Source organism: Catenulispora sp. MAP12-49 (assembly GCF_041262705.1).
Classification (GTDB): Bacteria; Actinomycetota; Actinomycetes; order Streptomycetales; family Catenulisporaceae; genus Catenulispora.
The window spans coordinates 33,501-60,051 of sequence record NZ_JBGCCP010000049.1 but is presented as its reverse complement, the minus strand read 5'-3'; the positions used below and the strand labels follow the sequence as shown (position 1 = coordinate 60,051).

Sequence of the window (26,551 nt, the reverse complement as noted above, 5' to 3'; positions counted from 1 at the left end):
CGAAGGGCCAAACCTTCATCGTCCGAGCAGCACCGCTCCAGAGAACTCCCCTACAACGAGCCCCCTTCGCGTTCAGGACACACAGCCGTCAAAAAACGCCTGTAAACCACCCACCCCAGCCGCACCCACACGAGGAACTCACCCACACAGAGGTCAGGAGCGCTCGAACAGCCCGGCCCGACCGGCACACTGGCCAGCCAGACCGGGCATATACCGCTCCTACAACGTCGCCTCCAGCGGGTCCCACCCCTCCGGCAGCGCCTCCAGCTTCTCCGTCCAAGCGGGCACGTCCTGGAACGCCGCCCCCTGAGCCGACGCGGCGATCGCCGTCATCACGTCCAGCACATGCAGCGCCAGCTCCCCGGATGCCCGGTGCGCCGCTCCCGTGCGCAGTGCGCGGGCCATGTCCAGCACGCCGATGCCGCGGCCGACCGTGGTGCCGGTGGTGGGGATGTCCTCAGCTTCCTTGGCGCCGGCTCTGCGCAGGCGCAGGGCGCCTTCGAAGTTGTTGGGGTCCGGGACCAGGAGGGTGGCCTCGGTGCCGGTGATCTCGATGCTCTGGCGGACCAGGGGCGAGTCGAAGCTGAAGGTGGTGGTGGCGCCCGCGCCGTCTTGGAACTCCAGCAGGGCCGTGACATGCGTGGGGACCTCGACCGGGAACGCCGTGCCGGCCTTGGGGCCCGAGCCGATCACGCGCGACTCGCGGGCCTTGTGCCCGGTGGCGGCCACGGCGCTGACCGGGCCGAGCAGGGAGATCAGGGCCGTCAGGTAGTACGGGCCCATGTCGAACAGGGGGCCCGCGCCGTGGGCGAACAGGAACTCCGGGCTCGGGTGCCAGCTCTCCGGGCCCGGGCTCTGGAACGCCGCGGTGGCCGCGACCGGGGTGCCGATCTGGCCGGAGGCCACCGCGCGCAGGGCCGACTGCAGGCCCGCGCCGAGGAACGTGTCCGGCGCGTTGCCGACGCGCAGGCCGTTCGCCGTCGCCTCTGTCAGGACCGTGCGGGCCGCCGCCGGGTCCAGGGCCAGCGGCTTCTCGCCGTAGACGTGCTTGCCGGCCCGGACCGCGGCCAGGGCGACGTCGGCGTGCGCGGCCGGGATCGTGAGGTTGACGACCAGCTCGACCTCCGGCAGCGCCAGGATCTCCGCCAGCGAGCCCGAGGCCGGGATGCCGTACTCGGCGGCCGCCGCCGCGGCGCGGTCCACGTCCAGGTCCGCGATCGCCAGGACCTTCAGGTCCGGGAAGCGTGTCAGGTTCCGCAGGTACTGCGTGCTGATGTTGCCCGCGCCGACGACGGCTGTCCCGACCGGTCCGGTGCGGACCGGTGCGCCCCCGCTGATGTCGCTCACGCCCCCTCCAACTCGTTCACGTACGTCAGGCTCGCGGCCAGCGCCTCGAAGATGTCGGTCGCGCACTCGTCGAACTCGATGACGCGCCAGGCGTCCTGCGGCGCGGCGCCCAGGACCGCGGGGACCGGCATCGCGCCGGTGCCGACGGCCACGTTCGGCTCGCCCTTGACGGTCGGGCCGTCCTTGACGTGCAGGGCCGCCACGCGGTCGCCCAGGCGCTCCAGCACCGCCGGGGTGTCGGCGCCGCCGACCGTGGACCAGTAGGTGTCGACCTCGAAGACCACGCTCGGGTCGACCAGGTCGGCCAGGATCTCCAGGGCGTGCCGGCCCTCGAGCACGGGCTCGAACTCCCACCAGTGGTTGTGGTAGCCGAAGCGCAGCCCGGCCTCGGCGGCCTTCGCGGCCAGCGCGTTGAGCTGGTCCGCGGCCCGCTTCAGGCCGTCGTGGGAGGTGAACTCCGCCTCCGGGATGCCGGCCGGCAGGATCGCCAGGTCGGTGCCGATGGTGGCGATCGCCTCGAACACCGGGGCCGGGTCCGGCTCGCGCAGCATCGCCATGGCGTGCGCGCCGGAGACCGCCAGGCCCAGGTCGTCGGCCAGGGCGCGGAAGCCCGTCGGGTCGGTGGTGGGGTCGAAGGGCTCGACCGCTGTGAAGCCGATGTCGGCCAGGCGCCTCAGGGTGCCTTCGCGGTCGGTCATGTGGTCGCGGACGGTGTAGAGCTGCACGCTCTTGCGGGTCATGAGTGAGCCTTCTTAGAAAGTATTAAGCGGTTAAGTCCAGTGCAGGAGGCAGTGGGACCGGCCTCCTTCCCGGCGCGCGGTGGCTGCGGGCCCGGTCAGCCGACGATGAGCGGGGAGAGCGTGCGGTGGGCGATCCGCAGGCCCTGCTTGACCTTCTCCTCGGTGCCGCCCCACACCGGGTCCTCGTGCTCGACGCTGAGCACCCCGGTGAACCCGCCCTCGTAGAGCGCGTCCACCACGCCGCTCCAGTCCACCTGGCCCAGGCCCGGGACGCGGTAGCGCCACCAGCCCTCGTCCCAGGGGTGCTCCCGGCTCAGGGTCTTGCCGAAGAAGCCATAGCGGTCGCGCGCCAGCGGGTCCAGCTGGGTGTCCTTGGCCTGCGCGTGCGGGATGCGGTCGACGTAGGGCTTGAGCGCCGTCACCGGGTCGATGCCGATCCACAGCAGGTGCGAGGGGTCGTAGTTCAGGTACAGCCCGAGGGAGAACATCCACTCCCACAGCTCGGGGGAGTAGGCGATGTTGCCGGGGTAGCCGTCGGGGTGCCAGCCCTCCATGACGCAGTTCTCGATGATGATCTTCACGCCGCGCTCGCCGGCGTAGTCCACCAGGCGCGGGAAGGTCTGCTCGGCCAGCGCGATGTTCTCCTTCACGCTGAGCCCCGGGTGCCGGCCGATGAACGTGCCGACGGTCTCCACCCCGAGCTGGGCCGCGGCGTCCACGGCGTGCAGCACGTGCGCGGCGATCTCCTCGCGGCGCTCCTCGTCGGGGTGCAGGTTGTTCTCGTAGTACGCCAGCGAGGACAGCGTCAGGCCGTGCTTGGCGAACAGACCGGCGACCTCCTCGGCCTGTGCCCCGTCGAAGTGCGCGACGTCGATGTGGCTGGCCTCGAACTCCCGGCCGCCGACCTTCGGCCAGACCGCGACCTCCAGCGCCTGGTAGTCGTTCTCAGCGGCCCAGGCGGCGATGTCCGCCAGCGGAACCTGCGGCAGGCAGGCGGTGAGAAAGCCGAGCAACATGTCAGGACACCTCGATCCAGGAGCGGTTCGCGGCCGAGTGCAGGACCGCGTCGGTGATGTGGGCGGTGCGGGCGGCGTCGGCGAAGGCCGGGTACGGCGGCTGCGCCGGGGCGCCGGCCGGGTCCTGGATCGCCGTGTACACGTCGGCGGTGAAGGCCGCGAAGCAGTCGCGGTAACCCCACGGATGGCCGGCGGGCACCGCGTTGATCCGGTTCGCCTGCTCGCTCAGTGCGTCGCGGCGCAGGACCTCGGTGCGGTCCCGGCCGCCGAGCACCAGGTTCTCGGGGTCCTCGCCGTCGTAGGACAGGCTGCGCTCGGCGCCGTCGATCTCGAACCAGAGCCGGTTCTTGCGGCCCGGGGAGACCTGCGAGACGACCAGCGCGCCGGTGGCGCCGAGGTGGGTGCGGAACAGGACCTGGACCGCGTCCTCGGTGGTGACGGCGACCTGGTCGGCGGCTGTTTCGGCCGATTCCAGGGCGCTTTCGGCTCCGCTTCCAGTAAAAGTCTCCCGCCCGGCGGCGGCACGCTGCGGCAGCACGGTCTGGGCGGCGGCGGTCAGCTCGCTGATCCGGTGCCCGCTGATCCACTCGACCAGGTCGCACCAGTGCGAGCCGATGTCGGCGAACGCCCGGGACGCCCCGCCGACGGCCGGATCCACGCGCCAGTTGTTGTCGTCCGGGCGCGCCAGCCAGTCCTGCAAGTAGTGGCCGTGGATGAGCCGGACGGCGCCGATGTCCCCGCGCCGCACGCGCTCGCGGGCCTCGACCGTCATCGGGTGGTAGCGGTAGACCAGCGGGACCGCGTTCACCAGGCCGCTGTCGGCGGCCAGCGCCACCAGGGCCTCGGAGTCCGCGCCGGTCAGGGACAGCGGCTTCTCGCAGACCACGTGCTTGCCGGCCGACAGCGCCGCGCGGACCAGCGGGCCGTGCAGGGCGTTCGGGGTGCACACGTGCAGCACGTCGATCTCGTCGGAGACCGCCAGTTCCTCGGCGGAGTCGAAGGCGCGGCCCGCTCCCACTCTGGGGGCCGCCGCCTTCGACCGCTCGGGCGTCGAGGCGGCGACACCGGCGACCGAGCCCCCGGCGCGGCGGATCGCGTCGGCGTGGACCGCCGCCACCATTCCCGCTCCGGCTATGCCCGCTCGTACCGTCATCTGTCCTCCTGAACGCCGTTTCCCGCCACAAGAGCCGACCCTCACCGGCTCCGAGATCGACGATATGGCGGCCCTTTACGACTAGCAAGAGTCATCATTAGGCTTAGTTCTGTCATAAAGAAGCGGTCGGCGAGGCTGCGGAAAACCCTCGCCGGACGCGGTCGGGAGGGGCTTTGATGAACAGTGCGGCCAAGCGGCGCATGGCGTCGCTCAGCGAACTCGCCGGGCTGGTCGCCGACGGTGCGGCGACCACGCGCTCGGCGATCGTCGGCGCCACCGGACTGTCCCGCGCCGCCATAGCGCAGCGCGTCGATCTGCTCATCGAGCGCGGGCTGCTGGTGGAGACCGAGCCCGCGGCCACCGACCGCGGCCGGCCGCCGCTGGCGCTGGACCTGTCCGACGCGCGGATCGTCGTCGCGGGCTGCGATCTGGGCGCCACCCACAGCCGCATCGCGGTCGCCACCCTGTCCGGCCGGGTGCTGGCCGAGCGGGCCCGGGCCATCGACATCAACGCCGGCCCCGAGGCCGTGCTGGCCGGCGTGCGCGCCGACCTGGAGGAGCTGCTGGCCGCCGCCGGGCGCCCGGCCGACCACCTGCGGGCCGTGGGCATCGGCGTCCCGGGCCCGGTGGAGTTCGCCAGCGGCACCGTGGTCCGCCCGCCGATCATGGCCGGCTGGGACGGCTGCCGCGTCCCGGCCTTCTTCGAGGGCCGCTACGCGGCTCCGGTCCTGGTCGACAACGATGTCAACGCCATGGCCCTCGGCGAGTACACGCACCGCCAGGCCAGCCGCCACCTGCTGTACGTGAAGGTCGGCACCGGCATCGGCTGCGGCATCGTCTCCGACGGCGTCCTGCACCGCGGCGCCTCCGGCGCGGCCGGCGACATCGGCCACATCCAGCTGCCCGGGCACGAGGACGTGCTCTGCCACTGCGGCAACACCGGCTGCGTGGAGGCGGTGGCCTCGGGAGCGGCGATAGCGGCAGCGCTGCGGGCGCAGGGCGCTGACGCCGCGCGCGCCGCCGACGTGGTCCGCCTGGTCTCCGAGGGCCACGCCGCGGCCCGGCGCCAGGTCCGGCTGGCCGGGCAGCGCATCGGCGAGGTCCTGGCCTCGCTGGTGTCCTTCCACAACCCCGACACGATCGTCATCGGCGGCATCCTCGCGCAGCTGCACGAGGACCTGCTCGCGGACGTGCGCGCCGTCATCTACCGCCGCGCGCTGCCGCTGGCCACCCGCAGCCTGGCGATCGAGACCTCGGTGCTGGGCGAGCGCGCCGGGATGCTCGGCGCGGTGCGGCTGGCCGCGCGGCACCTGCTCTCGGCCGAGGGGATGGCCGGAATCATCGGAGACGTGTGATCGGCGCTCCGGCATACTGCCGTCATGATCGATGACGCGGTGCCGGAGTCGGCCAGGCGGGCGCTGGAGCATGTGGCGTCGCGCTCGTCGGGGCCGCGGGTGGACGATGCGCTGCGGGTCACGCTCAACTTCCATCCGGACCGCGGCGACCCGCCGATCCTGGCCGCGCTCGCCGAGCAGGGGGTCTACCGTTCGCAGTTCGTCACCGGGACCAGCAACGGCGGCCTGACCGCGCACCCCGGCGGGGACCGCTGGCGGTGGGAGAGCCGCATCTTCGGCGGCGCGTACGACGCCGCCGGGGCCCAGGAGCGGCCGGTCTACGGCGCGCTGAACTTCCGCGGCAGGCCGGTCGGGGCCGCGCCGCGCTTCGGGTCGGCGTTTTTCATGCTGGGCGCGCCGGCCGTGGCGCGGGCGACGTTCTGCTACCCGGACAGCTTCCTGGAGCCGGAGCACTTCGGGGTCGCGGCGGCCATGGACCTGATCGGCGTGGCGCTCGCCGACACCGGCGGGGACCCGCTTGACGGCTACATCGAGGCCCAGGTCCACGGCCCGGTGCGGCTGGACGCGGACATCGAGGCGCTGGTGCTCGACCCCTGCTATCGGGGCACGGAGGTCGAGGAGCTGGCCGGCGCGCTGCCCTGCCGCGTGCGGTGGCATCCCGGGTTCCGCCTCACGGTCGAGGAGATGGCCCGCCACCGGGACTACCGGGGGCCGGAGTTCGTCGAGCTGGCGCGCGAGATCGCCCCCGACGGGCTGCTGACGCCGCGCGTGATCGGGCAGGCCGTCGCGACCGGGAAGTACGACCCGCAGTCGCTCAAGCGGGTGTGGCACTACGTGGCGCTGTTCGGGGCGCCGCCTTCAGAGGGCTGGTTTCAGAAGGCTGATCTCGAGAGGCTGATTTTTCAGAAGCCTGATTTTCCAGAAAGCTGAGTGCGGCCCGGCCGGATCCCTCACCGCTCCGGCCGGGCCGCGTCCGGCGCCGGACCCCCGCTCCCATGACAAGGGGCCCGGCAGCTATCTCCAGGCGCGGCCCGCTGGTTCGCGAAGCCGCGCCGCGTCTCACGCCGAAGCCCGCACCACCAGCGAGTTCGGCAGCACCACCGACTCCGGCGAGCGGTCCCCGGCGATCTGCTTGAGCAGCGAGGCGACCATCGCGCGCGCCATGGCCGACAGCGGCTGGTGGACCGTGGTCAGCGGCGGCTCGGTCAGCTCGGCGACGTCCAGGTCGTCGTAGCCCACCAGCGCCACGTCGTCCGGGACGGTGCGGCCGGTCGCCTTCAGGGCGCGCAGGGCGCCGGCGGCCATCAGGTCGCTGGCGGCGAACACGCCGTCCAGGTCCGGCTCGCGCCGCAGCAGCTCGGTCATCGCGGCCTCGCCGGAGGCCATGCTGAAGTCGCCGTGGGCGACGATGCCGGGGCCGTCGAGGGCCTGCCGGTAGCCCAGCAGGCGGTCCACGCCGGCGCACATGTCCGTGGGGCCGGCGATGGTGGCGATCTTGGTGCGGCCCAGGGCCCGCAGGTGGCCGGTGGCCTGCCGGGCGCCGTCGACGCTGTCGGAGTCCACGTGCGGGATCGGCAGCGGGCTCATCGGCCGGCCCATCAGCACCACCGGCAGGGGCGAGTCCGAGAGCTGCTTGACCAGCGGGTCGTCGCCGTGCAGCGACATCAGCATGACGCCGTCGACGTGCCCGCCGAGCAGGTAGCGGGTCAGGCGGCGGCGGCCGGAGTCGGCCGGGACCATCATCAGGACCAGCTGCAGGTCGGTCTCGGCCAGCGCCTGGCCGATGGCGCGGGTGATGCCGGCCAGCATCGGGTCGCTGAACACCCGGGCCTCCGGCTCGCTGACCACCAGGGCCACCGAGCCGGTGCGGCGGGTCACCAGGGACCGCGCCGCCCGGTTGGGGGAGTAGCCCAGGTCGGCGATCGCCGCCTCGACGGCGGTGCGGACCTCCGGGGAGACCCGCGCGCCGCCGTTGACCACCCGTGACACCGTTGCGCGGGAGACGCCGGCCGCGGCCGCGACCGTTTCCAGGGTGGGCGAGGCCACGATCCCGGCCACGCCCTTGTCGTCGACGCCTCCAGCGTCCCCCGCACTCACAAACCGCTCCCGTTGCCCTCGACGATCCGGCGGTACCAATGTCCACTGGCCTTCACGACGCGCTTCCCGGTCGCGAAGTCGACACGTACGATGCCGAACCGCTTGGAGTATCCGTAGCTCCACTCGAAATTATCCAGCAGCGACCACACGAAGTAGGCGCGCATGTCGACGCCGGCCGCCAGGGCGTCGCGCACGGCCGCGATGTGCGCCTGCAGGTAGGCGATCCGGCGCGGGTCGTCCACCTCTCCGTCGGGCCCGACCACGTCCTCGAACGCGGCGCCGTTCTCGGTGACCGCCATCGGGATCGGGCCGTACTCGGTGTTGATCCGCAGCAGCAGGTCGTACAGGCCGGAGGGGTCGACGACCCAGCCCATCGCGGTGCGCTCGCCGTCCTGCCGCGCGAACCGCACCGCGCCCTCGCTGCCCACCCAGGGCGAGTGCTCGGAGGCGCCGTGGCCGTCGTCGCCCGGGCCGGTCTCGACGCCCGGCGGCAGCGGCGCGGCGACCAGCGAGGGGTTGTAGAAGTTGATCCCCAGCTGGTCCATCGGCGCGCTGATCAGCTCCAGGTCCCCGGGCTCGACGAAGGACCAGTCGGTGACCGCGGCGGTGTCGCGGATCAGGTCCTCGGGGTAGGCGCCGCGGAACAGCGGGTCCAGGAAGATCCGGTTCTGGATCGCGTCCACCCGCCGCTGCGCGTCGCGGTCCTCTGGGGAGTCGGTCAGCGCCCGGAACTCGGTGGCGTTCAGGGTGATCGAGACCTGGGCGTGCTCCGGCAGGGCCGCGCGCAGCGCTCGCAGCGCCAGGCCGTGGCCGAGCAGCAGGTGGTGCGCGGCGCGCAGCGCCACCTCGGGCTCGTGCCGGCCCGGGGCGTGGACCCCGGAGGCGTAGCCCAGGAAGGAGGAGCAGAACGGCTCGTTCAACGTCGTCCACTGCTTCACCCGGTCGCCGAAGCGCTCGGCCACGATCGCGGCGTACTCCGCGAAGCGGTAGGAGGTGTCGCGGGCTCCCCACCCTCCCGCGTCTTCCAACTCCTGCGGCAGATCCCAGTGGTACAGCGTCAGCACCGGCTCGATGCCGGCCCCGAGCAGCTCGTCGACCAGCTCGTCGTAGAAGGCGAGCCCCTCGGCGTTGGCCGGTCCGCGCCCGCCCGGCTGCACCCGCGGCCAGGCCGTGGAGAACCGGTAGGCGCCCAGGCCCAGCTTGCCCATCAGGGCGACGTCCTCGCGGAAGCGGTGGTAGTGGTCGGCGGCCACGTCGCCGGTGTCCCCGGCCAGGACCCGGCCGGGGGTGTGGCTGTACGTGTCCCAGATCGACGGGCCCCGGCCGCCCTCGGCGGCACCGCCCTCGATCTGGTACGCCGCCGTGGCCGCGCCCCACAGGAAGCTCTCTGGAAAAACCCCGTCGCTCATCCCTTGACAGCTCCTTGCATGATCCCGCCGACGATCTGCCGGCCGAGGATGACGAACACCGCCAGGACCGGCAGGGTCCCGAGCAGGGTGCCGGCCATGATGATCGACTCGTCCGGCACATAGCCCGAGCCGAGGTTGTCGATGGCCACCTGGACCGTGGGGTTGTCGCTGGTCAGCACCACGATCGGCCAGAAGAAGTCGTTCCAGCTGGCCATGAAGGTCAGCATCCCGAGCACCGCCATCGCGGGCCGGGCGATCGGCAGCACCACCGAGAGGAAGATCCGCAGCGACGAGGCGCCGTCCACCCGGCCGGCCTCGACCAGCTCGTCGGGCAGCGCGTTGAGCAGGTACTGCCGCATGAAGAACACGCCGAACGCGCTGACCAGGGTCGGGAAGATCACCGCTTCCAGGTGGTCGCTCCAGCCCAGCTTGGTCATCAGCAGGAACAGCGGCACGATGCCCAGCTGGTAGGGCACCATCATGGTGCCGATGGTCAGGCCCAGCAGCACGTTGCGGAACCGGAAGCGCAGCTTGGCGAAGGCGAACCCGGCCAGCGTGGAGAACATCACGGTCCCGGCGGCCACGCAGCCGGAGACGATCAGCGAGTTCAGCAGCGCCTTGCCCATGTCCACGTTGCTCAAAGCGGCGTGGAAGTTCTTGAGCAGGTTGCCGCCGGGCAGCCAGTTCGGCGGGACCTTGTTGATCTCGGTGTTCGAGGTCGAGGCCGCCAGGATCGTCCAGTAGAACGGGAAGATCGAGATCAGCACCACCACGGACAGGATCACGTAGGTGAGCTTCGAGCCGTGCATCTGCTTGCCGGCCATGTTCACGCCGCCGCCCTTGCGGCCGCGGCGCGGCGGCCGCCCGGAGGCAGTCGTCGGTATCACTGTCGCCATGTCAGCGCACGCTCCTTACTTCGCCGACCGCGTACGGCGGGCCAGCAGGGTGTTGATCAGGACGAACAGCACGATCATCAGGAACATCGCCCAGGCGATCGCGGCGGCCCGTCCCAGGTGCTGGTCGGTGAATCCGCGTTCGTAGAAGTACATGGACAGGGTCTGGAACTGGCGGTTCACGCCGCCCATCTCCGGGTTGCTGCCGCCGCCGCTGAACAGCAGCGGCTCGCCGAACAGCTGGCTGGCCCCGATCGTGGAGACCACGATGGTGAACACGATCGTGGGGCGCAGGCCCGGGATGGTGACGTGCCGGAACTGCTGCCAGCGGTTCGCGCCGTCCATCGCCGCGCTCTCGTAGAGCTCGCCGGGGATGGACTGCATCGCGGCCAGGTAGATCAGTGCGTTGTAGCCGGTCCAGCGCCAGGTGACGATCACCGAGATGGCGATCTGCGCCGACCAGGTGCCGTTCTGGAAGTCGATGTTGTGGAAGCCGAAGAAGTGCAGCACCCAGTTGATGAAGCCGTAGTCGCGGCCGAAGAGCTGCGCGAAGACCAGGGTCGCGGCGGCCACCGAGGTGGCGAACGGCGACAGGACCGCCACCCGCCAGAAGGTGCGCCCGCGCAGCTTGTAGTTCAGCAGGTGCGCCAGGCCCAGGGCCATCAGCAGCTGCGGGACCGTGGAGAGCACACCCATCTGGAACGTGTTGCGGAAGGCGTTCCAGAAGTTGTGGTCGGTGAGCAGGTCCGTGTAGTTCTTCAGGCCCACCCAGCTGGCCTGGTCCGGGTTCTCCAGCTCGACCTTGTGCAGCGAGGTCCAGGCGGTCCAGATCAGCGGGTACAGGCCGAAGGCCGCGAACAGCACGAAGAACGGGGAGACGAACGCGTACGGGGAGAACTTCAGGTCCCACCGGGCCCGCCTGCTGCGCCAGGTGTTGTTCCCCGGCGGTGGGAGAGCCTTCTCGAGAGGGGATTCTGTGGTCGCCACGGCCATGCTTCGTCCTCGTATTTCGCGGTCACGTTCACGGTCAGTTCGCACCTGAACAGGGGCGGGCCCGTCGGGCCCGGCCCTTGATCGGGAAGAATGGGATCCGGCGGTCCGTCCTCACGCCCCGAGGACGGACCGCCGTCTCACCGACGGATCATCAGCCGCTGGTGGCGGACTTGATGTCGGACAAGGCCTTCGCCCACGAGGCGTCCGGGGACTGGCCCTGGGCCTCCACGCGGGTGATCGCCTTGGAGAACGTGTCCTTGATGGTCCCGTCCTTGGCGCCCAGGACGGCCTGCGGGATCGTGGTCGCCGAGGCGGAGTAGATCTGGCCCAGCGGCGAGTTGCCGAAGTACGGGTCGGTGTAGGAGGCGATGGACGGGTCCTGGGCCGCCGTCTGCGAGGACGGGAAGTGGCCCTGGCTGGTGAACATCGTCTTCTGCTGCGCCGGCGAGGTCAGCCAGTTGATCAGGTCGTAGGCCTCCTTCTGGTGCTTGCCGGCCTTGGGGATGCCCAGGTAGGAGCCGCCCCAGTCACCGGTGCCGCCGGGGATCTTGGCCACGCCCCAGTCGCCGGTCATCGCCCCGGCCTCGCTCTTGATGTAGCCGGTCATCCACGCCGGGCACGCGATCGTGGCGAACGAGCCGGTGGTGAAGGCCTGGTTCCAGGCCGGCGTGAACTGGCTGAGCTTGGCCGTCAGACCCTGGGTCGACAGCTGCATCGCGATGTCCCAGGCGTTCTTCACGGCCGGGTTGCTGTCCGCGATCTCCTTGCCGCTGCTGTCGTAGTACTGGTTCGCCGACTGCCCGACGATCGCGTTGAACGTGCCGCCGGCGGTGTCGGTCCAGGCCTGGTTGGCCGGGGCCTTGGCCTTGTACTGCAGCCCGGTCTTGACGTAGCTGGCCCAGTCCGGCCACAGCGCGCTGACCGAGGCGCTGTCGGTCGGCAGGCCGGCGGCCTTGAACAGGTCGGTGCGGTAGCAGATGGCCAGCGGTCCGTAGTCGGTGCCCAGGGCCATGACCTTGCCGTCGGAGGTGGTCGCCGCGGCCCACTTCGCCGGGTAGAAGGAGCCCTTCAGGCTCGCCGCGCCCAGGGTGTTCAGGTCGACGAACTTGCTCGACAGGTTCTGGTCGACGTCGGCGATGCGGCCGACCTCGATGCCCTGGATGTCGTCCAGCCCGCTGCCGGCCGACAGGTGGGTCTGCAGCGAGGTGTAGTACTGCCCCTCGTCCTCGACGCTGTCCTCGACGATCTTGATGTTCGGGTGCAGCTTCATGTACTGGTCGTAGAGCCCGGCCTCCTTGAAGCCGAAGGTCCCGAACAGCCCGATCTTCAACGTGATCTGCTGGCCGCTGCCGCCGGCCGCCGAACCGCTGCCCGACGAGGACGACTTGCTGCTGCTGCACCCGGACGCGAGCAGCGCGCCGGCGGCGAGGACGGCCAGCACCGCAGCGGTTCTCTTCCGTGCCCTGAGCATTGTTTATGCCTCCTGAAGTGGACCGCGCGCGGCGGCCACGAGGTGAGGTGCGATGGAGTGAGAGCGCTCTCATCCGGATGTGCGCGGGGTGTGAGAGCGCTCTCATGGGATTGCTCAGAGGGTGCTCTTCGCGGCGGTGGCCGTCAAGGTTCCGTAACCGATTCGTTGCGCGGGGAGGGGGGTTGGGGGTGATTTCGGCGGGGTGGGGCCGGTGGCGTGATCGTTGAGGAGGCGTGGCGGAAAACCAGAATCATGGTGAAAGGCCGGGCCTCCGGCGGCGCCTGCGCGTCGGGCGCCGCCGGAGGCCCGGCCTTTAACCTCCGCTGAAGCCGCTGAAGCCGCTAAAGCGCAGCGAACAGATCCACGCCGCTCCCATCCGGATCGATGACCGACGCATAGCGCTGTCCCCAAGGCGCGTCCCACGGACCGCGCAGCCCGTGGAACCCGGCGTCCATGAGCTCGGCGAACTTGGCGTCCACGTCGTGCGGTGTCTCGAACTCGAAGCAGACGGTGGTGCGCGGGCTGCCGAAGGGCCGGGTCCAGGCCGAGGTGAAGGTCTGGATCGACTCCTCGGTGTCCAGCATCAGGCGCAGGCCGTCGCCGAGCGCGGCCTCGGTGTGGCCGTGTTCGGGGTCGGCGAAGGCGAGGCCGAGGTGCTCGTAGAAGGCGACGGACACGGCCAGGTCTGCGACGACGATGCCGATCGCGGCGGCTTTCGCGCTCATGAGGCTGACCATAGTCGCGGCGTGGGAGGCTGTCGCGGTGGACAAGGGCATACGGTGGCGGGGGCCACGGCGGTGGGCCGGATTGCCGGCGGGGGCGAAGGCGGCGCTGGCCGTCTACGCGATCGGGTTCCTGGAAGGCGCCTGTTCGCACATCCTGCAGATCGCCGGCGGGGGCGTGCACACCTACGACTGGGTCTGGTGGCCCTCGCAGGTGCTCTACTACACGCTCGTCGTGTGGGACTCCCTCGTGGTGTACCTGGCGGTGCGGGCGCAGGCGGCGGTCGTTCCGCTCGGGGTGGCGATCATGGTGCTGGACCTGGGTTCCAACTGGCACTACAACTGGTCCGCGATCCGCGCGGACCCCGGTTTGTTCTGGGCGCCTGTCGGGTTGCTGCCGATGTCGTCGTTCGGCCTGTTCGTGGTCGCGGCCGGGATGCCGCTGTGGCGTGTGTTACGCCGGCGGCGCGCAACGGAAGCCACGCCGGACATCTGGTGATTCCTCCGCATCGATGGATGCTCGCGCGGCCACTATCCTGGCCCTCGTGACACACCACACACATGATCTGACCGACCGCCTCGCCCGCGCCCAAAAGGCTGCCGCCGAGGCCGGTATGGACGCCCTCCTGATCAGCCCTGGTGCCGACCTGCGCTACCTGACCGGCTATGAGGCACTGCCGCTTGAGCGGCTCACCTGTCTGGTTCTTCCCGCGAGCGGCGACCCCCTGATGGTCGTCCCGGCGCTGGAGAAGCCCGCCGCCGAGGCCTCGCCGCTGGGCGGGCTCGGCCTGGACATCGTTCCGTGGGCCGAGACCGACGACCCCTACGCGCTGGTCGCCTCCCGCCTGCCTTCCGGGCTCGGGACCGTCGGCCTGGACAACCACATGTGGGCCGAGAAGGTCCTGAACTTCCGCCGCGTGCTGCCCGGCGCGGAGCAGGCGCTGGCCGGGCAGGTGCTCGGCGACCTGCGCATGCGCAAGACCGCGGCGGAGGTGGAGTCCCTGCGTGCGGCGGCGGCCGCCATCGACGCCGTGCACCGTCAGGTGCCCGAGTGGCTGCGGCCCGGGCGCACCGAGCGCGAGGTCGGCAAGGACATCGCCGACGCGATCCTGGCCGCCGGGCACGCCACCGTCGACTTCGTCATCGTCGGCTCCGGCCCGAACGGCGCCTCCCCGCACCACGAGCTGTCCGACCGCGTGATCCAGGCCGGCGACCAGGTCGTGGTCGACATCGGCGGCGCGATGCCCGACGGCTACTGCTCGGACTCCACCCGCAACTACAGCCTCGGCGCGCCCTCGGCGCAGTACGCCGAGTACTTCGCGGTCCTGCTGGCCGCGCAGAAGGCCCAGTGCGACGCGATCCGGCCCGGCATCACCGCCGAGGAGCTGGACGCGGTCGGCCGCGACCTGATCGCGCAGGCCGGCTACGGCGAGAACTTCATCCACCGCACCGGCCACGGCATCGGCCTGGAGACGCACGAGGAGCCCTACATCGTCTCCGGCTCGGCGCGTCCGCTGGAGCCCGGCATGGCCTTCTCGGTGGAGCCCGGCATCTACCTGGCGGGCAAGCACGGCGCCCGCATCGAGGACATCGCGGTGTGCACCGCCGACGGCGGCGAGCGCCTGAACCTGACCACCCGCGAGCTCGTGGTGGTGGATCTCTGATGGTCGCGGTCGACAGGACTCTCCCGAGCGACGAGTCGCGTGCCCTTTTTGATCTGGTTCAGGATCTTTGCGCCAAGGAGCTCGCGCCGCGCGCGGCCGAGTACGAGGCCGCCGAGCGCTTCCCGCGCGAGGTGTTCCGGACCCTGGGCCAGGCCGGCCTGCTGAGCCTGCCCTACGACGAGAAGTACGGCGGCGGAGGCCAGCCCTACGAGGTCTACCTCCAGGTGGTCGAGGAGCTGGCGCGCAACTGGCTCACCATCGGCCTGGGCGTCTCAGTGCACTCCCTGGCCTGCTACGGCCTGGCCAACTTCGGCTCGCAGGAGCAGAAGGGCAAGTGGCTGCCGGACATGCTCGGCGGCGACCAGCTCGGCGCGTACTGTTTGTCCGAGCCGCAGTCCGGCTCCGACGCCGCGGCGCTCACCACGCGCGCGGTGCGTTCTGGGGATGCCAGTGTCTATACGGTCAACGGCACCAAGGCCTGGATCACGCACTCGGGCCAGGCCGATTTCTACACCCTGATGGTGCGCACCTCCGACGACGGCGCCAAGGGCATCAGTGCTCTGCTGGCCGAGCGCCGGACGCCGGGCATGTCCTTCGGCAAGCCGGAGAACAAGATGGGCATGCGCGGCTCGGTGACCGCGCAGGTGCTGCTGGACGGCGCGCAGGTCCCGGCCGACCGCCTGATCGGGACCGAGGGCCAGGGCTTCTCCATCGCGCTGTCGGCGCTGGAGGCCGGGCGGCTGGGGATCGCGGCGTGCGCGGTCGGCGTGGCGCAGGCGGCGCTGGACGCGGCGGTGGAGTACGCGATCTCGCGGCAGCAGTTCGGCAAGGCGATCTCGGAGTTCCAGGGCGTCGGCTTCATGCTCGCCGACATGGCCACCTCGGTGGCCGTCGGGCGCGCGGCCTACCTGGCGGCGGCGCGGCGCCGGGACGCGGGGCTGCCGTACGGGACCGAGGCGGCCATGGCCAAGTTGTTCTGTACTGATATGGCGATGAAGGTGACCACGGACGCCGTGCAGGTCTTCGGTGGTTATGGTTATACGGCGGACTTTCCTGTCGAGCGCTATATGCGCGAGGCGAAGGTGCTGCAGATCGTCGAGGGAACCAATCAGGTGCAGCGCCTCGTTATCAGTAGGACGCTGACGCGACCGTGATGGTCGGTCGGATGACAGGCACCGTACAAGCGCATACGTAAAACGGCGGGCCCCGAGAAGAAACCCGCTATTCCCAGATGGGGACGAATCGGGGCCTTCCGACGTCTGGTCGCGGATCGTCTTATCAGTACATCGGCAGACCATGTACCGTGCTGCCCATGACGCAGCAGCCGAATCAGAACTACCCCCAGCAAGGGGGATGGGGTCAGCAGCCCGCGCAGCAACCGCAGCAGCCGGGTTGGGGACAGCAGCAGCCGCAGCAGCAGGGCGGCGGCCAGTGGGGGGCCCAGCAGCCCCAGCAGCAGTACGGGCAGGCGCAGCCGGCCCAGCAGCAGTACGGCGGGGGCGCCCAGTACAGCGGCGGTACCGCCGGCGGCGGGGCGGGCACCGCGGTGTGGGCCAAGGCCTGGGGCTTCTACGCCACCGGCGGCCTGGCCGTGGTCGCGGCCGTCGGGGTGTTCCTGGCCTGGGCCAGCGTGAAGATCACGGCCGAGGGCAAGAGCATCACCAGCACGATCAACGCCATCGGCTCGGCCTCGACCTCGGTCAAGGGTGCCGACACCAGCGACAGCGGCGTCACCGGCATCTGGGGCTGGCTCCTGCTGGTCACCGCGGTCGTGGCGATCGCCGGCGTGGTGATGGTCTTCGTGATGAAGACCCCGTGGTCCGGCTGGGTCGCGGTCGGCGGCGCCGGCGGCGCCTTCGTGTTCGCCGTCGTGGGCGCGCTGTACTTCAACGGCAAGGCCTCCGACGCCAAGAAGCAGATCATGAACGAGGGCCTGCCGCCCGGCACCAAGTACTCGATCGGCCTGGGCATCGGCGCGTACGTCGCGCTGGCCGCGGCGCTGATCGCGGTGGTGTTCGCCGTGTTGGCGCAGCTGTCGATCAACCAGGCCGGGGCCACGGCCGCCGCGCCGTCCTACAACCAGGGCTACCAGCAGCAGGGCTACCAGCAGGGCGGCTACGCCCAGCAGGGCCAGCAGCAGGGGCAGCAGCAGGGCTACCAGCAGCCGCAGCAGCAGCAGGGCGGCTGGGGCCAGCAGCAGCCGCAGCAGGGGCAGCAGCCCCCGCAGCAGGGCCAGCAGCAGGGGCAGCAGCAGTGGGGCAACCCGCAGCCCCCGCAGCAGGGCGGCCAGCAGTGGGGCGGCTACAACGACCCGGCGGCCAACCAGCCGACCCAGGCCGTGCAGCCCGGCTACATGCCGGGTCAGCAGCCGCCGCAGCAGTAACGTCATCAGCGCACGGGGTATCTTCAGCAGCGGCTGCTGAATCCTGCGTTAGTACATAGGGGAGCGGCGGTCCGTGGAGTCATCCACGGGCCGCCGCAGTTTTTTGCTATCAGAGCTCTTAGCGGTCCGCGGAGTGCTCATCGTGCCCGTCGTGTTCAGTGTGCTCGTCGTGCTCATCGTGCCGCTGGCGCTCGGTGACCGCCCGGCGCAGCTGCTCGAACCGGACCGGCAGCGGGATCCAGCCGGGGGAGCCGGCCAGGGCCATGTTCGCCTCCACCACGGCGCGGGTGTAGGCGCGCTGCATGCCGCGCGGCATCAGGGGCATGCCCGGGGGGCGGCGGATGGCCTCGCCCTCGACGTTCAGCCGCCCGGCGTGGTTGGGCATCACCGAGACCCACAGGGCCTTGGCGGTGCCGTGCAGCGGCTGCACGAGGGTCTCGCGGACCTCGAGCCAGGCCTTGAGGGCGGCGCGCGTGCCGTCGGAGAGTTTGACGGTGTCGTGCACCGCCTCGCTGACGGTGCGGGCCTGCGGGCGGCGGATGATGCGCAGGGAGCTCAGATCCTCGGCGAGGTCGTCGAGCGTCAGCGCCGCGAGCTCGCCGACCCGGGCGCCGGTGTCCAGCTCCACGCCGATCAGCGCGAACAGCCGGACCCGGGCGGCCGGCGCGCCGACGTGCTCGGCCCGCTTGGCGAGGTAGTCGCGCAGCTGGGAGCGGGACGGGCCGTCCACCGTCTCGCGCAGCTCCGGCAGGCCCGGCCGGTCGGCGACGGCGACCAGGATGCCGGCGTGCTCGCCGAGGATCTTCAGGCAGTCGGCGCGGATGCGCATGGAGGCGTTGGTGGCGCGCGCGTCGCCGGCCTTGGCGCGCCGCCGCAGCTCGCCGCGGGCGGCCAGGTCCAGGTAGGCCGTTATCGGGCCGGGCTCGAGCAGGTCGGCGGCGCCGGAGGACTCGCGGAACGGGAACTCCTCGTGGTTGCGCACCAGGGCCAGCTCGCCGGCCACCCAGCGGAGCTGGCGGGCGCGGGACTTGCTGACCTCGCGCTCGGTGATGACGCGCTCGGTCCAGGCCTCGATGCCGGCCTTGCCGGCCTCGCTGGCCTTCTTGGCCCCGCTCACCGTCTTGGCCCCGCTCACCGTCTTTGCCGGCTGCTTCGGCACGGCGCGTTCCTCTCGCTGGGCGACAGATAACTGGCCCTTAGCCTGCCATAGTGAGCGACCGGCCGGACTGAGGCTCACGGTAGAACACGTGTCTGACAGATCCGCGGGCACACGCGAGTGACTGCCGGGGCGCGTGGGAAAGGCCGGCGTGGCGCATGAGGGCGGACCATGGCGAGATCCACCGCTTCGGCTGGCATTCTGAGGACACTGACATACCCTGTTCACTATGAGCGCGCCACTGCTGTTCCTGGACGTGGACGGCGTCGTCCTGCCCTTCGGCGCGGAGCCCGGCGATCTCGGGACCGACCTCGGCGCCCGCCTGACCGCACTCCCGGCGGAGCTGGTCTGGGCCACGGCGTGGGAACACGGCGCGAACGACGAGATCGCCCCCCGCATAGGCCTGCCCCGGCTCCCGGTGGTGGAGTGGGAACTCCCGACCCGCGCCGAGGAGACCCTCGACGAGTACTTCGGCCTGCACTGGAAGACCCGCCAGGTGGTCGAATGGGCCGGCGGCCGCGACTTCGCCTGGGCCGACGACGAGGTCACGGCCGCCGACCGCGAGTGGGTGGCGCAGAACCACCCGGGACGCGCGATGCTGCACCGGGTGCGCGCGCTGCTGGGGCTGACCGGGATGGACTTCGACGTGCTGGACGAGTGGCTGCGGGCGGTGGGCGGGGGCCCGGGCACGCAGGATGGCGCGCCGGGACCCGGACCCGGGCCGGAGCCGGGGCCGGGGCCGGGGCCCGAGTCCGAGCCAGAGCCAGAGGACGAGCGCCCGGCCGCACTCTGAGGAGTCTGCCTACCCCTCCAGCCTCTCCAGCCTCTCCAGCCTCTCCAACCCCTCCAACCGCCCCATCCGCACCCGCAGCGCCCGCTGGAACCACTCGAACACCGGCCCCAGGCTCTCCGGCTCCGGCCACCGGTTCACCGCCGCGAGCAGCCGCCAGTAGCGCTCCACGCGCGGGTCGGCGGCCACCTCCAGACGGCGCCACAGCCACGCGCGCAGCGCCGGGTCGTCGGGCTTGCCGAAGGTGGTGGCGTACTGCGCCGCCAGCTCGGCGATGATCGGGTCGGCGGCCGGCGACTCGGGGTCGACGCCGTCGGCGATCGCGCCGGCGATGCGTTCGCGGACCAGGGCGGTCAGGTCCTGGTGCAGGCCGCTGGTGTCGCCGTCGGCGCGTTCGGCGGCCTGGTATTCGGCCATGCGTCGGACGCTGGTGCGGAAGTCCGGGTCCTGGGTCAGCTCCGCCAGTTCGATCCAGGCCTCGACCTGCTCGGCGGTGGCGTCCTCGGGCAGGTCCGGGGTGGCTGCCCGGACCAGCTCGACCAGCTCCGGGTTGGCGTCGAGGTCGCCGAAGGCGCTGTCGACGAAGTCCTCGATCATGCGCTTGCGTTCGGTGTCGGACATTCTGGCGATCTTGTGCATGAGATCCATCTCCTGGTGTGTGGCACCCCGGGCCGCGACCGTGCCCAGGACCGCGCGCCGCAGTCGCAGGGTGCGGATCTGGACGTCCAGCGCCTGCGCGTGCGAGGCCGCGACCTCGGTCAGCGTCGCCTCGCGCGCCAGCACGCGGCGGATCGTCGGCAGGTCCACGCCCAGTTCGCGCAGCGTGCGGACCAGGTCCAGGCGGGCGACGGCCTCGACGTCGTAGACGCGGTAGCCGCTCGGGGTGCGGCCGGTTTCCGGGACGATGCCCTCATCGGCGTAGAACCTGATCGTCTTCACCGGCAGGCCGGTGCGGCGGGACAGATCGCCGATGGTGTAGCGGGTGTCGTCCTCGTTCATGGCCTCACCTTCGGGGCTCCAGCAAATGGAGACTCAAGTACCGTAAGCGCCGTGGACGATATCGACAGGCACATCGTGGCGGCCCTGGTCGCCGACGGCCGGATGAGCTACACCGACCTCGGCAAGCTCATCGGGTTGTCGACCTCGGCGGTGCACCAGCGCGTGCAGAAGCTGGAGGAGCGCGGGGTGCTGCGGGGGTTCCGGGCGGTGGTGGACCCCGAGGCGCTGGGACTGAGCCTGACGGCGTTCATCTCGGTGAAGCCCATCGACCCGGCGGCCCCGGACGACGTCCCGGACCGGCTCAAGGGCCTGGAAGAGGTCGAGGACTGCTACAGCGTCGCCGGCGACGAGAACTACATCCTGAAGGTGCGCGTCGGCACCCCGGGCCAGCTGGAGTCCCTGCTGAGCCGCATCCGCACCGCCGCCGAGGTGTCCACCCGGACCACCGTGGTGCTCTCGACGCCGTTCGAGGCCCGGATGCGGGGCGACAACGGGTCGCCTTAAGGCGGGCGCGGAGCCTGGTCATGCGTACGAGACACTGTTCAGCATGACGAACACCGCCGAGCCAGACCCCGAACGACCCCTCCCGCAGCGCGTCCTGCTGCGCGGCGGCACCATCCACTCCCCGGAGGAGCCGTTCGCGACGGCGATGCTGGTCGAGGACGGCGCGGTGGCCTGGCTCGGCTCGGACAGCGCGGCCGACGTCGCGCACGCGGATTCCGTCGACGAGATCGTCGAGCTGCGCGGCGCGCTGGTCACCCCGGCCTTCGTCGACGCGCACGTGCACCTGACCTCCACCGGCCTGACCCTGGCCGGCCTGGACCTGCACGACGCGCCCTCGCTGGCCGCCGCCCTGGACCGCGTCGCCGCCTTCGCCGCGGGCGTCCCGGCCGGCCAGATGGTGATCGGCCAGGGCTGGGACGAGTCGCGCTGGCCGGAGCGCCGCGTGCCCTCCCTGGCCGAGCTGGACCGCGCCGTCGGCGGCCGGCCGGCGTACCTCTCGCGGGCCGACGTGCACAGCGCCCTGGCCTCCTCGGCGCTGATCGCGGCGGTCCCGGAGGCGCGCGGCGCGGTGGGCTTCGAGGAGTCCGGCCAGCTCCGGCAGCAGGCGCACCACCTGGTGCGCAAGGCGGCCTTCAGCATGCTGAGCCCGGCCGTGCGCGGCGAGTTGCAGGCCGCGGCGCTGCGCCGGGCCGCGGAGCTCGGCATCGGCGCGCTGCACGAGTGCGGCGGCCCGGACATCAGCGGCGAGGCGGACTTCCTCCAGGTGCTGGCCTCCGGGCTGAAGGGCATCGGGCCCGAGGTGTTCGGGTACTGGGGCGAGTTCGGCGGCGTGGAGAAGGCCGGCTTCCTGGGCGCGGTCGGCGCGGGCGGGGACCTGTTCCTGGACGGCGCGCTCGGCTCGCACACGGCCTGCCTGGCCCACGCCTACGCCGACAAGGACACCCTCGGCGCCGCCTATGCCAGTGCCGAGCAGGTCGCCGAACATGTCGTGGAGTGCACGCAGGCCGGGATGCAGGCCGGCTTCCACGTGATCGGCGACGCGGCGATGGCCACCCTGCTGGACGGCTTCGACGCCGCGGCCGCCAAGGTCGGGCGCGACGCGCTCCACCGGATCGGGCACCGGGTCGAGCACGCGGAGATGATCCCGGCCGGCGGCATCGGCCGGCTGCTGGACTTCGGCATCGTGGCCAGCGTGCAGCCGGCCTTCGACGCGGCGTGGGGCGGCCCGGACGGCATGTATGTGGAGCGTGTCGGCGCCGAGCGCGCCCAGGCGATGAACCCCTTCGCGGCGCTGCAGAAGGCCGGGGTCCCGCTGGCGTTCGGCTCCGACGCCCCGGTGACGCCCCTGGACCCCTGGGGCACGGTGCGGGCCGCGGCGTTCCACCAGACCCCCGAGCACCGCGTCTCGGTCCGCGCCGCCTTCGCGGCCCACACCCGCGGCGGCTGGCGGGCGCTGGGCGCGCGGGCGACGTCGACCGGCGTGCTGCGGGTCGGGGAGCCGGCGACGTACGCGGTGTGGGACGTGGCGCCGGAGGACGTGGTCGTGCAGGCCGCCGACGAGCGCCTGTCGGCGTGGTCGACGGACCCGCGCTCGGGCGTGCCGGGACTGCCGGACCTGACGCCGGGCCGTCCGCTGCCGACCGCGGCGCGCACCGTGGTGCGGGGACGGACGGTGTTCGACTCGGGGCGGCTCGCTGAGGGGTAGCAAGGCAGCGGGGCAGCGGGATAGCCGGACGCGGCGGGCCGCTGGCCGCAAGTCGGCGGTTGGTCGCCGGCCAACCAGCGGTCGGTCGGCGGGCAGCCGGCGGTCGGTCGGCGGTCGGTCAGCGGTCGGTCGGCGGACAAGTCGGCGAGCAGTCGGCGGCATGTCGCGGCGATGTTGAGGTGTTGAGGGCGTCGCCGCACGCCCGCGGCACCGGCGCGCCGGGTGCTTGAGCACGGTTCGGTCACAAAAATCCCCCGCGCCCTTCCGAGTGATCGTCGCCCCTGCTGCCCGCTTTCGCCGACGGCACTGTGACCTGCGCTTTTATCGCATTCGCGCAGGCCACGACTGGTCGGATCACTGGTTGACAGGAGTCCCTGCAGTCCGCGTAGCGTGGGTGACCACGTCCACCGGCCGCACGCGTCGCACGGTGGTCCTGTCTGGCCGCGGTGCGATCCGGCGCCGGGGCGTCTGCACGGGGGCATGGCGACGGATGCGGCGAAAGATGGTGGGTCTTCACCGGGAACCCGGCGGATCCAGTAGACAACGGCGTGCGGGACTCGCAACCAACGGGTCCGCAGCCGGTCCGAAGGGTGCCGCCGGGTTTTCGCGTGGACCGGGGCACCCGGCAGCGGCGGCGCGGTGATCTCGGCGGCTTCGCGCTGGTGAACCTGCCCTCATGCTCACCGCCGAAGGTGTCCTGCGGCTTTCCGGCAGGTGAAGAGTGTTTCCCGCCGGGCCCAATCTTGAGATCCTGGATTCACACCCTGCTCGTATAGGGTGCGCTCAACGTGTGTCCGCAGATCTTTTCTAGGGTGGGTCCCGCTGGTGGCGAAAGTGGATGAGGCCGGTACCCGCCGGCGGCGGCGGTTCGGGTTCCGCCGGCCGAGCGCGCAGTCGGTGCGCCTGGCCGCTCTGGCCCTGTTCGCCGGGGCCGCGCTGAACCTGGCCTTCGCGCCGATCGGCTGGTGGCCGGTGGCGCCGCTGGCGGTGGCCGCTTTCTCGGCGCTGGTGTCGAACAAGACCGGCCGGCGCGGCATGCTCGTCGGGTTCTGGTTCGGGACCGGTTTCTGCTGGGTGATGTTCCAGTGGCTGCGGGTCTTCGGGCCCGGGGCGCAGGAAGCGGTCGGCATCGTCGAGTCGCTCTACTTCATCCCGTTCGGCTGGGGCATGGCACGCGTGTCGATGATGCGCTTCGCGCCGCTGTGGCAGGCGTGCCTGTGGGTCACCGAGGAGTACGGCCGCTCGCGCTGGCCCTTCGGCGGCTTCTCCTGGGGCCGGCTGGCGTTCTCCCAGCCGGACTCGCCGTTCACGCCGCTGGCGGCCGTCGGCGGGGCCCCGCTGGTGACCTTCGCGGTCGCGCTGTCCGGGGCGCTGCTGTGGCGCGCCGTGGTGGTCCTCAGGCGCGATCAGCGGGCCGGGATCAAATGGGTCGCCGCTCTGCTCGCCGGGGCCTTGGTGATCCCCGCGCTGGGCTATGCCGTGCCGTTGCAGTCCCCGGACTCCGGCACGCCGGTGCGCATCGCGCTGATCCAGGGCAACGTGCCGCGCGTCGGCTTCGGGCGCGAGGAGCAGGAGGCCGCGGTCCTGGACAACCATGTCAAGGAGACCGAGGCCCTGGCCGCCGACATCCGCTCGGGCAAGGCGGTCAAGCCGGACCTGGTGGTCTGGCCGGAGAACGGCTCGGACATGGACCCCTACTCCGACCCGGGCGTGGCGGCCCTGATCCAGCAGGCCGTCGACGACGTCGGGGTCCCGGTGCTGGTCGGCGCGGTGATCAACGCCAACCCGGCCGGGACCAACGTGCTGAACCGGCTGATCGTGTGGACGCCGGACCCCGGCGGCGGCATGGGCGCCACCTACGACAAGACCCACCTGGTGCCCTTCGGGGAGTACCTGCCGTTCCGCGCCATCCTGACCAAGATGATCACGCGGTTCAACATGATCCCGCGCGACTTCGTCCCCGGCCACGGCAAGGGCGTGCTGACCCTGGGCGGGGTCACCGTCGCCGCGGTCATCTGCTTCGAGGTCGCCTACGACGACGTGGTCCGCAACGCGGTCAAGGGCGGCGGCCAGGTCCTGCTGGTCCCCAGCAACAACGCCTCCTACATGGGCACCGGCCAGACCTACCAGCAGTTGGCGATCGCCCGCTTCCGCGCCGTCGAGCACGGCCGCTGGACCATGGAGGCCGCGACCTCCGGGGTGTCGGCGGTCATCGACCCGCACGGCAAGATCCTGGCGCAGACCGGGGAATATCAGGCCCGATACCTGGACATGCAGGTGCGCCGGAACACCGCGATCACCCTGGCCGACCGGGTCGGCGCCTGGCCGGAGTACGTCTTCGCGCTGCTCGGGCTGCTCGCCGCGATCGGACTGGGCGGCGCGGCGACGACATGGCGACGTACTCGGTCCCTGATTCCGGGTAACAGAGCTCCAACCGATACCCTGCCCGATGCCCCGGACGGCGCGGCGGCCCCCAGCGGGTCCGACGACGCCGCCCTCCAACCCGTTCAGACCGCTGTGAAAGGCCGAGCACGTTGACGAACCTGCGCGTCCTGGTGATCATCCCGACGTACAACGAGGCGGAGAATCTGCCCACGATCGTCGCCCGGGTGCACACGGCTAATCCCGACGTGCACATCCTGGTCGCCGACGACAACTCCCCGGACGGCACCGGGAAGCTGGCCGACGAGCTCGCCGAGAAGGACGAGCGGGTCAAGGTCCTGCACCGGGCCGGCAAGGAGGGCCTGGGCAAGGCCTACCTGGCCGGCTTCGCCTGGGGGATCGACCACGAGTACGACGTCATCTGCGAGATGGACGCCGACGGCTCGCACCGCCCCGAGGACTTCCCGGCGCTGCTCAAGGCCCTGGTCGACACCAACGCCGACCTGGTCCTGGGCTCGCGCTACGTGCGCGGCGGCAAGACCGTGGGCTGGCCCAAGCACCGCGAGATCCTGTCCAAGGGCGGCAACACCTGGGTCCGCCTGGTCACCGGCATGAAGCTGGCCGACGCCACCGGCGGGTACCGGCTGTTCCGCCGCGAGACGCTGGAGCGCATAGAGCTCTCCACGGTCGCCAGCGCCGGCTACACCTTCCAGGTGGACCTGGCCTGGCGCACGGTGCGCGCCGGCCTGAAGGTGGTCGAGGTGCCGATCACCTTCGTCGAACGCGAACTCGGGGCGTCGAAGATGAGCACGAACATCGTCGCCGAGGCCTTGTGGCGCACCACCGTCTGGGGGATGCAGTACCGGGTGAACCGGTTGCTGGGCCGGCGCTGAGAGCCTGACGCTGACGGGGAGACCGTCGAGGAAAAGGCCCGAGCCGCACTGTCGGGGGGATGCAGTGCGGCTCGGGGATTGTGGGCGCGCCACCGACTGAGGTGACCGCGCAGCTTCTACTGTAGTCGTATCGATGGGTTCTGTGCGCGGATCATTCGCGCCTCGCGCAGGACTCAGTCGGACGTGTGCGCCACGGCCTTGCGTGCGCCGGCACGGGCCGCGGTGGACTTCGGCTTGCCCGCCGGGGCGGCCGGAGCCTTGACCGAGGATGCCTTAGCCGCCGCCGCCGACTTCTTGGCCCGCCCGCCCATGGTGCGGGCCGGGGCCGGGCGCACGACGTCGCTGTTGGCGATGCCGCCGTCGCGAAGGACGGCCAGCCGCTCGGCCAGGACCTCCTCCAGGTCGGCCATGGTGCGGCGCTCCAGCAGCATGTCCCAGTGGGTCCGGGCCGGCTTGCCGGCCTTCTCCTCCGGAGCGGTGCCGTCGACCACCAGGGCCGTGGCGCCGCAGACCTTGCACTCCCAGGTCGCCGGTACGTCCGCCTCCACGGAGAAGGGCATCACGAAGCGGTGCTCGTTCGGGCACACGTACTCGATGTCCTGGCGGGGGGCGAAGTCGATCCCCGCGTCGCTTTCATAGCTGGTCGCGCCGAGGCGCGTCCCGCGCAGTGCCCGCTCGCTCATTGGTGTTCCCTCCAGATCGTCTCACCCGCTCACAACGCGTCGCGGCGTACGTTTTGTTCCGGGCCGGGGCCGGTCGGCGCGGGCGGGTGTGCCAGCCAGAGCCTCCCACGGATGGGTTCCACCGGGCAAAAACGGGCAAACGTCTTTAGTCGCTTCATAGGAGTAGTGCGACGTGGGCTTTGTCACACTGCGTGAT

23 protein-coding genes and 1 pseudogene are annotated in these 26,551 nt (G+C 71.4%); 11 read left to right on the top strand and 13 right to left on the bottom strand.

The features are described from left to right. Nucleotides 1–219: 219 nt before the first annotated feature. From ABIA35_RS45055 to ABIA35_RS45040, 4 genes are all read right to left on the bottom strand, one after another. Complete coding sequence (locus tag ABIA35_RS45055) at nt 220–1,338, bottom strand: Gfo/Idh/MocA family protein (RefSeq protein WP_370362076.1); 1,119 nt, start codon at nt 1,336–1,338, stop codon at nt 220–222. A gap of 5 nt (nt 1,339–1,343) precedes the next feature. Then, the gene (locus tag ABIA35_RS45050) at nt 1,344–2,087 is read right to left on the bottom strand and encodes a sugar phosphate isomerase/epimerase family protein (protein WP_370362073.1); all 744 of its coding nucleotides are present in this window, start codon (nt 2,085–2,087) and stop codon (nt 1,344–1,346) included. 95 nt (nt 2,088–2,182) lie between these two features. Then, nucleotides 2,183–3,103: a sugar phosphate isomerase/epimerase family protein gene (locus tag ABIA35_RS45045; protein WP_370362072.1), complete on the bottom strand. Its 921-nt coding sequence runs from the start codon at nt 3,101–3,103 to the stop codon at nt 2,183–2,185. Nucleotide 3,104: 1 nt separating this feature from the next. Continuing rightward, nucleotides 3,105–4,256 carry a Gfo/Idh/MocA family protein gene (locus ABIA35_RS45040; RefSeq protein ID WP_370362071.1) on the bottom strand — a complete coding sequence of 384 codons (1,152 nt, stop codon included), beginning with the start codon at nt 4,254–4,256 and terminating at the stop codon, nt 3,105–3,107. A gap of 176 nt (nt 4,257–4,432) precedes the next feature. On the opposite strand from ABIA35_RS45040, the gene ABIA35_RS45035 reads away from it, so the two are divergent. Both ABIA35_RS45035 and ABIA35_RS45030 read left to right on the top strand, forming a co-directional pair. Continuing rightward, entirely contained in the window at nt 4,433–5,611 is a 1,179-nt protein-coding gene (locus tag ABIA35_RS45035; protein WP_370362070.1) for an ROK family protein, read from the top strand. Between the two features lie 24 nt (nt 5,612–5,635). Continuing rightward, on the top strand, nt 5,636–6,541 hold the full coding sequence (locus ABIA35_RS45030; RefSeq protein WP_370362069.1) for a DUF3626 domain-containing protein: 906 nt from the start codon (nt 5,636–5,638) through the stop codon (nt 6,539–6,541). A gap of 129 nt (nt 6,542–6,670) precedes the next feature. Here the strand turns inward: ABIA35_RS45030 and ABIA35_RS45025 are convergent, their stop codons facing one another. From ABIA35_RS45025 to ABIA35_RS45000, 6 genes are all read right to left on the bottom strand, one after another. Beyond that, a complete protein-coding gene (locus ABIA35_RS45025; protein ID WP_370362068.1) occupies nt 6,671–7,708 on the bottom strand; it encodes a LacI family DNA-binding transcriptional regulator in 1,038 nt (345 codons plus the stop codon). After that, entirely contained in the window at nt 7,705–9,117 is a 1,413-nt protein-coding gene (locus ABIA35_RS45020; RefSeq protein ID WP_370344367.1) for a GH1 family beta-glucosidase, read from the bottom strand. Before ABIA35_RS45020 ends, ABIA35_RS45025 begins: the two co-directional genes overlap by 4 nt. Next, a complete protein-coding gene (locus ABIA35_RS45015; RefSeq protein ID WP_370362067.1) occupies nt 9,114–10,013 on the bottom strand; it encodes a carbohydrate ABC transporter permease in 900 nt (299 codons plus the stop codon). Before ABIA35_RS45015 ends, ABIA35_RS45020 begins: the two co-directional genes overlap by 4 nt. Before the next feature lie 15 nt (nt 10,014–10,028). After that, on the bottom strand, nt 10,029–11,003 hold the full coding sequence (locus ABIA35_RS45010) for a carbohydrate ABC transporter permease (RefSeq protein WP_370344369.1): 975 nt from the start codon (nt 11,001–11,003) through the stop codon (nt 10,029–10,031). A gap of 151 nt (nt 11,004–11,154) precedes the next feature. Next, nucleotides 11,155–12,474, bottom strand: coding sequence for an extracellular solute-binding protein (locus tag ABIA35_RS45005; protein ID WP_370344370.1), 1,320 nt, complete (start codon nt 12,472–12,474; stop codon nt 11,155–11,157). Between the two features lie 341 nt (nt 12,475–12,815). After that, nucleotides 12,816–13,199 carry a VOC family protein gene (locus tag ABIA35_RS45000; RefSeq protein ID WP_370362066.1) on the bottom strand — a complete coding sequence of 128 codons (384 nt, stop codon included), beginning with the start codon at nt 13,197–13,199 and terminating at the stop codon, nt 12,816–12,818. Here ABIA35_RS45000 and ABIA35_RS44995 point away from each other — a divergent pair. The 4 genes from ABIA35_RS44995 to ABIA35_RS44980 all read left to right on the top strand — a co-directional run bounded on the left by ABIA35_RS44995 (nt 13,198) and on the right by ABIA35_RS44980 (nt 17,243). Continuing rightward, nucleotides 13,198–13,695: a hypothetical protein gene (locus ABIA35_RS44995; RefSeq protein ID WP_370362065.1), complete on the top strand. Its 498-nt coding sequence runs from the start codon at nt 13,198–13,200 to the stop codon at nt 13,693–13,695. The two genes, ABIA35_RS45000 and ABIA35_RS44995, sit on opposite strands and share 2 nt — an antisense overlap. A gap of 13 nt (nt 13,696–13,708) precedes the next feature. Further along, on the top strand, nt 13,709–14,860 hold the full coding sequence (locus ABIA35_RS44990) for a M24 family metallopeptidase (RefSeq protein ID WP_370344373.1): 1,152 nt from the start codon (nt 13,709–13,711) through the stop codon (nt 14,858–14,860). Then, the gene (locus tag ABIA35_RS44985) at nt 14,860–16,014 is read left to right on the top strand and encodes an acyl-CoA dehydrogenase family protein (RefSeq protein WP_370344374.1); all 1,155 of its coding nucleotides are present in this window, start codon (nt 14,860–14,862) and stop codon (nt 16,012–16,014) included. Before ABIA35_RS44990 ends, ABIA35_RS44985 begins: the two co-directional genes overlap by 1 nt. A gap of 158 nt (nt 16,015–16,172) precedes the next feature. Next, nucleotides 16,173–17,243: a hypothetical protein gene (locus tag ABIA35_RS44980; protein ID WP_370344375.1), complete on the top strand. Its 1,071-nt coding sequence runs from the start codon at nt 16,173–16,175 to the stop codon at nt 17,241–17,243. A gap of 118 nt (nt 17,244–17,361) precedes the next feature. Here ABIA35_RS44980 and ABIA35_RS44975 read toward each other — a convergent pair whose 3' ends face one another. Beyond that, nucleotides 17,362–18,402 carry a hypothetical protein gene (locus ABIA35_RS44975; RefSeq protein ID WP_370362064.1) on the bottom strand — a complete coding sequence of 347 codons (1,041 nt, stop codon included), beginning with the start codon at nt 18,400–18,402 and terminating at the stop codon, nt 17,362–17,364. A gap of 226 nt (nt 18,403–18,628) precedes the next feature. Between ABIA35_RS44975 and ABIA35_RS44970 the strand changes: the two genes are divergently transcribed. Continuing rightward, complete coding sequence (locus ABIA35_RS44970; RefSeq protein WP_370344377.1) at nt 18,629–19,192, top strand: hypothetical protein; 564 nt, start codon at nt 18,629–18,631, stop codon at nt 19,190–19,192. Between the two features lie 9 nt (nt 19,193–19,201). Here ABIA35_RS44970 and ABIA35_RS44965 read toward each other — a convergent pair whose 3' ends face one another. After that, the gene (locus ABIA35_RS44965) at nt 19,202–20,188 is read right to left on the bottom strand and encodes a MerR family transcriptional regulator (protein WP_370362063.1); all 987 of its coding nucleotides are present in this window, start codon (nt 20,186–20,188) and stop codon (nt 19,202–19,204) included. Between the two features lie 51 nt (nt 20,189–20,239). Between ABIA35_RS44965 and ABIA35_RS44960 the strand changes: the two genes are divergently transcribed. The 4 genes from ABIA35_RS44960 to ABIA35_RS44945 all read left to right on the top strand — a co-directional run bounded on the left by ABIA35_RS44960 (nt 20,240) and on the right by ABIA35_RS44945 (nt 25,672). Further along, complete coding sequence (locus ABIA35_RS44960) at nt 20,240–20,692, top strand: Lrp/AsnC family transcriptional regulator (protein ID WP_370344379.1); 453 nt, start codon at nt 20,240–20,242, stop codon at nt 20,690–20,692. A gap of 43 nt (nt 20,693–20,735) precedes the next feature. Further along, nucleotides 20,736–22,397: an amidohydrolase gene (locus ABIA35_RS44955; protein WP_370362062.1), complete on the top strand. Its 1,662-nt coding sequence runs from the start codon at nt 20,736–20,738 to the stop codon at nt 22,395–22,397. Between the two features lie 825 nt (nt 22,398–23,222). After that, on the top strand, nt 23,223–24,935 hold the full coding sequence (gene lnt, locus ABIA35_RS44950) for an apolipoprotein N-acyltransferase (RefSeq protein ID WP_370362061.1): 1,713 nt from the start codon (nt 23,223–23,225) through the stop codon (nt 24,933–24,935). Beyond that, on the top strand, nt 24,932–25,672 hold the full coding sequence (locus tag ABIA35_RS44945; protein ID WP_370344382.1) for a polyprenol monophosphomannose synthase: 741 nt from the start codon (nt 24,932–24,934) through the stop codon (nt 25,670–25,672). Before lnt ends, ABIA35_RS44945 begins: the two co-directional genes overlap by 4 nt. 314 nt (nt 25,673–25,986) lie before the next feature. Here the strand turns inward: ABIA35_RS44945 and ABIA35_RS44940 are convergent. After that, nucleotides 25,987–26,355 (bottom strand): annotated as a pseudogene (locus ABIA35_RS44940) (RNA polymerase-binding protein RbpA); the annotation flags it as partial. Nucleotides 26,356–26,551 lie beyond the last annotated feature (196 nt).